Origin of the sequence: Thiomonas bhubaneswarensis (assembly GCF_001418255.1) — a bacterium.
Taxonomy (GTDB): Bacteria; Pseudomonadota; Gammaproteobacteria; order Burkholderiales; family Burkholderiaceae_C; genus Thiomonas; species Thiomonas bhubaneswarensis.
In genome coordinates, this window is record NZ_LIPV01000019.1 from 1 (window position 1) to 8576 (window position 8576).

Here is an 8576-nt window from a genome sequence, read left to right on the forward strand (position 1 = left end):
CCGCGCGCAGTGGCGCACCGTGGCCGACCAACTGCGCGAACGCTTCCCCAAGCTCGGCGCCTTGATGGACGACGCCGAGCACGACGTGCTGGCCTTCATGACCTTCCCGAAGGCGCACTGGCCGCAGACCGACTCGACCAACCCGCTCGAGCGCCTGAACGCCGACATCAAGCGCCGCACCCACGTCGTGGGCATCTTCCCCAACGATGGGGCCATCACCCGCCTGGTCGGTGCCATGATGCTGGAGCAGAACGACGAGGGGTCGCTGAACCGTCGATACATGCAGCTTGAAGGCCTCCAGTCGCTCTGCGATACTGCCCCGGCTCGGCTGTCCGCTGCGGCACGCTGAGGGCCGTGTAGCTAAGCCTTGCGATTGCGAAAGCAATCGATCAGGGGCGTCCGTTGCTTCGCATCATGGGCGTTCAGTACCGGATCCGCCCCAGCGCCATAAGGTCGCTTTTACAAGTGCCTCTGTTCCTTCTTGCGGATCCATTGCGAGCCACCGCCATCGCATGGATGTTTGACGCAGTCCCGCAAGAATGGCAGCCCTCGTTTGCCCATGAGACGGATGCAGCCCACGTGCTATTGGGTTGGCTGAGCAGCATGGGCTGGCTGCATGACCGCCCACTGATCCGGTGCATTGCAAGAGACATCTTCTGGAGAAAGCGACGAGCGTTCTTCCGCTATTGGGATCTTGTTCAGCAGAATCAGGATGACTTGGAAGACCATGACCTCTTGCTCGTTTTCGCGTCCCCCAAGTCCAACGACCCGGGTTCAAAAAGTCGACGGTCGCGACGGAGCGCAAGGAGAGCCCTGCGGCGAACGATTATGGGTGTGGGAATGCTTTCAGTGATTGAGGAAGGAATCTCCATGTTTGCTCCGCACCTCCATTACGAACCGGATGGCGTCGGAGCGGAATGGAAACCGGTACTTGTTGTGCCCTACCGATGCGACGACCGCGTCATCGTGGAACTGAGCAGCAGCGAGTCCCTTGCGGAGGAAGGGCGTGTCATGAAACATTGCGTGGCATCGCGCTGGCGCGAGATCCTTGGGGGGTATTCAGCCGTCTTCTCGTTACGTGACGAGGAAGGAAGGCATCGATCGACCCTGCACCTTTCCAAGGAAGGCGGGACGTGGCACGCGGTCGAGCATCGTGCATTTCGCAATGCCGATCCCGAATCCACATGCGAGCGTGCCGCGGTGTCTTTGGTTCAGCATCTCAACCAGCGCCAGGCACCAACAGGTGCGGTTCTGGCTGCACACTGAGTCGTTCCATACTGCGCGCTTACAGATCCACGAACCGGCGGAAGGGCCATTTGCAATGTGCAGTTCGCCTATCAAGATCGCCTATTACAGGTGGGTCGAACGTACGTTGGGCTGGGTTAGTGCTCGAGAATTGTCCTGGATGGTATGGCACGGCGTAGGTGCGAAAAGTGATGGCGTTGTTGGTTGGCATGACCGATTCCTTCAAGCGATGTCTTGTCTGCACAGTGCGACACAAGGCGTCGCACACCGGCCCCACAATGGCGCCGGTGCAGTCACAGGCTCAAGTGCTGCCGTCACACTGCGGAGGACACTGCGATGAAAGATGAACACGCGGACACTGCCAGCACGGACACGCTTTACGCCCGGGCCGTGGCTCTGGTCCTCGATCAAGGCGAGGCTTCCGTCGCGCTCGTGCAATGCCATCTTCGACTGGGCTACGGCGCTGCCTGCGAACTGTTCGAGCGCATGCAGGCTGCTGGCCTCGTCACCCCCAAGCCCGGCGCAACGCGGCAGTGGGTGCTGGTGGACAAGGAGCAGAACCGATGAGCGCCCGGTTGGACGCGACGGGGCAGTCCATCGAGCGCGCGGCCGAGTTGATTGCTGAAGCCGATGGCCTTGTGATCACCGCTGGCGCGGGCATGGGGGTCGAATCCGGATTGCCCGAGTTCCGCGGCGAGAAAGGCTTCTGGAGGGCCTATCCCGCGCTTGGAGCGCGCGGCATGGACTTCACGGCTATTGCCAACCCTGCGGCTTTCCAAGCGGATGCGCGGCTGGCCTGGGGGTTCTATGGCCACCGGCTCGCTCTTTACCGCCGCACACGGCCGCATGCGGGTTTCGGCATTCTGCGCCAATGGGCCGCGCGCATGACGCACGGGGCGCGTGTCTTCACCAGCAACGTGGACGGGCAGTTCCAGGCGATCGGTTTCGCCGATGCGCAGATCGTCGAGTGTCATGGCTCCATCCACGCACTGCAATGCCTCGAACCCTGCTCGGACGCAGTCTGGTCGGCGGCGGGTTTCGAGCCGCAGGTCGATGAGGCGGCAGGCCGCCTGGTCAACGCGCTGCCGCGTTGCCCGCTATGCGGAGGCGTGGCGCGTCCGAACATCCTCATGTTCGGGGATTGGGGGTGGATCGATGCGAAGCCCAGAAAACGTGCCGGGCTGCAGCGCTGGCTCGGGACGGTTGCGAAGCCGGTGGTCGTCGAGATCGGCGCAGGCACTGCGGTGTCGTCGGTGAGGCATTTTGCGCAGGGCGTTGCTCGCGAATTCGGAGGACGTCTCGTGCGTATCAATCCGGCCGACAGCGCGGTGCCCGATGGTCTCGGCGTCGGGATCGCGTTAGGGGCGCTTGAGGCTTTGCGCCGCATCGATGTCGCGATGAAGCGGACAAGCCATGCGTAGACTCTCCGACGTCGCTGCAAGGTGCGGGCGCAGTGTGAAGACTCCTCCTGACCATTATCAACGCGATCTTTCGCAGTGGTGATCCCGATCGCTTGGCCCCTGCGACAGATTGAGTGAATATAGTTGCTGCTAAATTGCTGCCAAGGCGAATCGACTGGTCGCACTGCAGAATGCAATGCTGGAGTAAAGAATATGACACCTGTAACACAGAAGGTTGAGTCGCTATTAAACGTCGTGAGCGAGACTGCCGCCGATTATCGTGGCCAGAGCGAACGCAAGTTAGCGAATCTGCTCAACCAGGTTCACATGAATGTGAGCGTGGTACGGCAAGCGAAGCAGCGCTTCGCCGGTGAATTGGCGCCGGATTTTCGCATCTTCGATTATTTGCGTACCGATGAGAGCGGCCTATCTCGCTGTTTGGCGACGCTGCTGAATCCGCAAGGCAGTCACGGTCAGCAGCAGGTATTCCTCAAAGCCTTCCTGAGGCGAATGCCGCAAAAGATCCGAGATGAGATGTCGAGCGAAAGTGCCACTGTGACGCTGGAGCATCAGACCATCGATGGGCGGCGCATCGACATTCTGATCGATAACAGTAGCGGCATCATCGGTATCGAGAACAAGCCATGGGCCGCGGATCAGGATCGGCAATTGACGGATTACGCGGATCACCTCTCGAAGGTCGCCGGTGACCGGCCCTGGACCCTGGTGTTTTTGAGTAACCGCGAGCCCAGCAGCTCCAGCCTTCCTAAGTCCCGACGCAAGGAGCTGGAGGTTCTAGGACAGTTCATGATGATGACCTACCACGAATTGAACGATTGGCTGGCTGAATGCGCAGGCCAGAGCCGCGCCTTGAAGGTACGGGTGTTCATCGAAGAGCTGGGAAAATTCATAAGCAGTGACATCAACGGAGAGGTTGAGATGAGTGAAGCAGAAGAGATTGAAAAGACCGTGTTCGCGACCCCCGAGCACGTGGAGTCGGCGATTTTGATTGCAAGCTCTATGGATGAGCTGAAGCGGCGGAGGTTGTGCCAGCTTGAAAGGCAGTTGAAAAGCGAGTGTGAGAAACGGGGCTTGATTCTGGATTGGAGACCAGAAAAAATGGCGGGCCATTGTTACGATGGATTTACGATCTATTGCCACAAGTCAGCGCGAGTTGGAGTGAGCTTTGAGTTCCAGAGCGTAGGATTTAAGGACCTGATTTGGGGAGTCTATCCCGATGGGCAGAATACTAAGGAATGGCCTTCTTCCAAAGATGAGATTATCAAGAGAATGGAGGCCGCTTTTGGAAGAGGAGAAAATAACAAATTCTGGTTTTGGTGCATCTATGCAGGGGAAAATGAACAGCTCGGTCAAGAATTTAAGGATTGGTCCGCCAATCCTAAGCCCTGGCTTGCGATATGGAATGGTTCGCTTGCTGTAAAGATTGCCGACCTATCAGCGAAGGTATGTGAATTGTTCAAGGATAGGCCTGAACTATTGGTGGGCACGCCTGATTGAATTGATGCGCCTCCTGCTTCGGCACATCCTAGGCCGACGCCAACAGCCTGCGCCACGATCCCATCTTCAAGCTGGCTGCCCCGCGCGCCGCTGGATGAGGACAACGCCAGGGCGGTGCTCATCGATTTCCCACCTTGCTTCGTTTGACATGCCACACGGCCTCCCCAAACCCCCGCAGCCACCACTCCAGCATGGCCGAATCCACCACGGTCGCGCTGATCTGGTAGCAGTCCTCGTGCTCGACGACGACCTGATCCGGCGATAGCGGCGACTCGGTAAGGTGAAAGCCCGCTTCCTTGTCGATCCGCATGCTGAGCCGCACTCTCTCGCCGTTGCCATAGCCGAAATGACCCTCGGCGTCGAACCTGGCCAGGTCGAAATCTGTCGGATACGCGAAGGTCAGCGTCGATGCCGACGCTTTGAGGATGCGATGCAGCGCCAGGTTGCGCTCGTTGTCGTAGCCCTCGAAGCGGCAGACCAGATACAGACGCGGACCCTGCTGCGCCAGACCCAGAGGCATCACCTTCGCCTGCAGCGTCCGCCCAGCGGCGTTCCTGTAGACGAGTTCGAGATAGCGGTTCTCGAACAAGGCTTCGGTCACCGTCTCGAACACCGCAGGTTTGACCTCCGGCGGCAGCAGAGGTTGACTGGTCGGCACGACCCTGACCTTGTTGAGCCAGGCGCGCTCCTGCTTCGCTGATGTTCCGGGCCCCAGATTGCGCTCGGCCTGGTCGAAGAATCCGGCCAGGGTCTTGCTGAGCCTGGGCGGCAGCAGTGCCCTGAGGTGCTCATGCGCCATCTTCAACAGCAGCGACTCCTGCGGCGAGAGCGATTGCAGCGCGATGCCCTCGGCCCCCTCCTTCCAGCGATAGCCATACGGCTTGCTCCGGTCATCGCGCTCGATGTCCAAGCGCTCGCTCAAGGTGTCCAGATGCCGCTGGATGCTGCGGATGTCGCGAACCCATCCTTGCGCGGCCAACTGCTCCTGGATCTCGGTTGCCGTGATCTTGCGCACCTTCGGGATGCGCCTGAGGATTTCCAGGAGCAGGAAGGCCGTGTCCAGACTGTCCTTGCGGTCGCCTGCCATCAGAGGGTCCCGTCGGTTCGTCCGGCGAATACCTGCCACAGGCGCACCATGGCATAGGTGTCTAGACCACAGTAGGCGAGCAACTGTGCCCGCAGAGCCTCACGCTTCTCGACCGATGTTTGCGGTGCGATGGCGTCGAGGAAGGCCTCCTGGGCATCGCCGCCGTTGCGCACGCCATCGAGCGCCTCGTAGCTGAGTTCGGGCACGACCGCCGGCAGCACGGCCTTGATGCTCCAGCTGCCCTGTTGCGAGGGGTGGTAGTAGCGGTTGCGTGCGATCGGCAGCAGATCGACGACTCGCGCGACGATGGCGTCCAAGCCCTCTTTCAAATCGGCAAAGCGCTCCCCGAGTTCAGCCATGCGCGCGTTCTCGAACGCTGCGTTGTAGACGAACACCGGCCCCTCGGACCCGCAGTCCTCGGTCAGCTGTTCGGCGAATGCGCGCGACGGGTCCTTGCCGCTCAGATCGAGGAACTCCCGGTGTTCGAGGTCGCCGCGCTCTCCGAGTCGGTGGACGCTGTACTGAAACGGTACCTGCTGGTAGGGTCGCATGCCCGCCCAGATCGGCACGCCGAACTGAATGGTCTCGAAATCGAGGAAGTAGCCAGGCAAGGCATGCGCTGCAAGATCCCTCGCGGCGCCTTCCGCGTCGAAGTAGACCTTGCCTGTCACCGTGCACTTGCGCACGCGCTGCTGAGTGTCGTTGAGCATCTCGACAGGCACATCGCGCAGATCGACCACACCCTGCTCGGCCCATTCCTGCGCCCGAAAACGCGGCAGCCAATGGATGGGCATCTCGACCGCGGGTTCCAGGCTGGCGCAATAACCGTAGAAGCCGCAGGCGTAGGGGCTGTCGCACTGCGCACCGGTCTTGACCTGCGGCATCTCGGGGCGGGCGACGATGCGCTGTGCCGAGTCGATCCAACCCTGAACCTCGGGCTGAAGCTCCAGGGTATCCTGGGTCAGGTCTTCCTCGACCAGCAGCCCTGCGTAGTTGTCGCCACCCGGATAGACCCAAGAACTGTCGATGTGGGCCAGTGCCATCGAATGGAGTTTGACACCGGCCTTGGTGGTAATGTAGGTTTGGATCGCCACGTCTTCGCGTTGCGCGTCCTTGACCGAGGTTGAGGACTTGACCTCCACCATGCGCCAATGTCCTTTCCCGGCGGGCAACAGCACATCGGCCAGCGCCAACGCATCGCCTGTGGTGAACGCCGCCTCGAAGATCGGGCGACGGTGCGTGAGCGCCTCGGCAGTCGCGTCAAACACGGCTGGAAAGCCCAGCGTGTCGATGTCGATCAGTTCACCGTCGCCAACGCGGTCGTACAAGCGCCGGGCGATGTCGCCTACCGTGTGGCCCGCCTCGTAGCTGGCCATCGTCGCCGATGAATCCGTTTTCAGCTCTGGCCTGTGCACCTCGAGCCACACACGGCGCGGGCATTGGCGGAAAGCCATGATCTTGGATTTGGAGAGGGGGCGCATGTCGTGACCTGATCGCTGTTGGCAGCCTCCATGATGCGTCAGTCTTGCGACAAATGGTGTCGCAACGCTTCCAACGACGCGTCAATAGGATCAGATGGGTCCAAATGGCCACTATCTGGATCGAATGATTCTGGCCGCTCCTGGCCGTGAGCGCCAATTCGACGGCGCTGAAAGCGTCCGTCCACGAGTCGACACTTCCGGCGACCGCTACCGGTGGCATTGCTGTCGCCGTCACCAGGTGAGCCCAGCGCCCGCTTCGGCCGACAACCAGCCCCCCGGTGGGCAGTGTCGAGCCCAACCCCAGCGCGGCGGTTCATCCGATCGACAATTCCGGCGCCGGTGGCGGCTTTGAATCGGAATCGATGACGGGCTTGGACTGGAAACGGCGGAGGGTTTGATCAGACTACGCCGCAGCACCGCTTATACGGATTGAGCGGGCAGGGTAGGGGTTGTGGAGTGGTTGATTTCGCCTGTTGATGAATAAGGGTGTCATCCACTTTTTGGGAGAACCCCCATGCAGTATCTGCAACACTTCGCAGGCGGTCTACTGGCCGAATTCCTGCTGTTCCTGATTGCGCATCCGGCCCTCGGCCTGTTGTCGGCCTTTTTGGTTCTTGCTTGGTCTGCAGCGCAAGCCAAGCCTCCGAAATGGGCTGTACTGTTTTCCCTACTGGGTCTGTGCAGTTTGTTGCCTTTACTGGGCATGATGATGTTGCCGTCAGTGGAGGCAGGCATGCTCGGTGCAGTCTGGGCGCCTTCCTTGTATGACGAAGCCGCCTATGCGCTCGCATTCGCGCTGGGCATCGGTGGAATGTTCTATTGGCATCGCGTGTGGGCGCCGCGTTTGAATGCCATAGCGGCCAACCTGACCAAGGCGACGCGACTGGAGCGCAACCGCCGCACCGATGTGCGTCAGATCGCCCAGTTCCTCCCCGCAGCAATCGGCGGCTATGACCCCGCGAAATTCATCAAACCGAAACGTGGCTTGTTTCTCGGTCTGGATGAAAAGAAGAAGCCGGTCTACGCCGACTACGAGGAATCGCGCATCCAGCATGTTTTGCTGACTGGGCGCACGAGATCCGGCAAGGGCGTGGCCGCGCAGATCATCATCCCGCAGCAGATTGCCCGGGGGGAGTACAGAGGTGGCTCCGTTCGTTTGAACACGATCCCAGGGTTAGATCAGTGGATCGGCTGCGTTTCGAAGTCCATGCTGCAGCGGTTGTCCACGGCGGCGGGCGGGCGTCGCATGCGACGAACGGCCGACCGGCGCGGTGGGCAACCCGTCGATCACGCGGCGACCTCCGGGCGCGACAGCGAATCGAAGTAAACCACATCGGGCGTGAGCCCGGCGTGGGCCTGGTGCGGTCGGCGTGTGTTGTAGAAGGCCAGGTACTGCTGGATGCCAGCGCGCGCGGCGCTGACGGTGTCGTAGGCCTTGAGGTAGACCTCCTCGTACTTGATGCTGCGCCACAGGCGCTCGACGAACACGTTGTGAACCGCACCGGGTTTCGAGGAGGCTTGTTGGCTTGAGTCGGGCCGTGTTGGCCTGACAGTCAAGCGGATGGTTGGTTTTCAGATTCTCTCTCATCCAGCCCCCCCGCAGGGGCCGCCGGAGGCGCCCCCTGGTTGGGCCATGTTCCATGGCTCAATCCTCCTGTTGCGCTGTCGCGTGGGCAGCCGTGATGGCGGGCACGGTCTGGTCTTGGCCTCGCCAGTAGTTGGCCTCGGCCTCGGCTGGCAGGATGTAGCCGATGGGCTCGAGCAGCCGGTGGTGGTTGAACCATGCCACCCATTCGAGCGTGGCCAGTTCGACCGCCTCGCGGGTCTTCCATGGCCCGCGCCGGT

At 61.0% G+C, this 8576-nt stretch carries 8 protein-coding genes and 2 pseudogenes; 6 read left to right on the forward strand and 4 right to left on the reverse strand.

Annotated features, from left to right (window positions below):
- The 5 genes from ASC45_RS15240 to ASC45_RS15260 form a co-directional block, all read left to right on the forward strand.
- On the forward strand, positions 1–349 hold a 349-nt coding region (locus ASC45_RS15240), incomplete at its 5' end, for a transposase (protein WP_174514735.1).
- A 521-nt stretch (positions 350–870) separates the two neighbouring features.
- Positions 871–1266: a PcfJ domain-containing protein gene (locus tag ASC45_RS15895; protein ID WP_167344864.1), complete on the forward strand. Its 396-nt coding sequence runs from the start codon at positions 871–873 to the stop codon at positions 1264–1266.
- Between the two features lie 315 nt (positions 1267–1581).
- Complete coding sequence (locus ASC45_RS15250; protein WP_055451854.1) at positions 1582–1812, forward strand: DNA translocase FtsK; 231 nt, start codon at positions 1582–1584, stop codon at positions 1810–1812.
- Positions 1809–2666, forward strand: a complete 858-nt coding sequence (locus ASC45_RS15255; protein WP_055451855.1) for an SIR2 family NAD-dependent protein deacylase — start codon at positions 1809–1811, stop codon at positions 2664–2666. Before ASC45_RS15250 ends, ASC45_RS15255 begins: the two co-directional genes overlap by 4 nt.
- Positions 2667–2858: 192 nt before the next feature.
- Positions 2859–4163 carry a PDDEXK-like family protein gene (locus ASC45_RS15260; RefSeq protein WP_055451856.1) on the forward strand — a complete coding sequence of 435 codons (1305 nt, stop codon included), beginning with the start codon at positions 2859–2861 and terminating at the stop codon, positions 4161–4163.
- A 118-nt stretch (positions 4164–4281) separates the two neighbouring features.
- Here ASC45_RS15260 and ASC45_RS15265 read toward each other — a convergent pair whose 3' ends face one another.
- Positions 4282–5250, reverse strand: coding sequence for a helix-turn-helix transcriptional regulator (locus tag ASC45_RS15265; protein ID WP_055451857.1), 969 nt, complete (start codon positions 5248–5250; stop codon positions 4282–4284).
- The gene (locus ASC45_RS15270; protein ID WP_055451858.1) at positions 5250–6731 is read right to left on the reverse strand and encodes a DUF2779 domain-containing protein; all 1482 of its coding nucleotides are present in this window, start codon (positions 6729–6731) and stop codon (positions 5250–5252) included. Before ASC45_RS15270 ends, ASC45_RS15265 begins: the two co-directional genes overlap by 1 nt.
- A 514-nt stretch (positions 6732–7245) precedes the next feature.
- Here ASC45_RS15270 and ASC45_RS15275 point away from each other — a divergent pair.
- The gene (locus tag ASC45_RS15275; protein WP_055451859.1) at positions 7246–8058 is read left to right on the forward strand and encodes a hypothetical protein; all 813 of its coding nucleotides are present in this window, start codon (positions 7246–7248) and stop codon (positions 8056–8058) included.
- On the opposite strand, the pseudogene ASC45_RS15280 reads toward ASC45_RS15275, so the two are convergent.
- Together ASC45_RS15280 and ASC45_RS15285 are read right to left on the reverse strand one after the other, a co-directional pair.
- A pseudogene (locus ASC45_RS15280) lies at positions 8019–8222 on the reverse strand (integrase core domain-containing protein); the annotation flags it as partial. The gene ASC45_RS15275 and the pseudogene ASC45_RS15280 sit on opposite strands and share 40 nt — an antisense overlap.
- Before the next feature lie 154 nt (positions 8223–8376).
- Positions 8377–8576 (reverse strand): annotated as a pseudogene (locus tag ASC45_RS15285) (hypothetical protein); the annotation flags it as partial.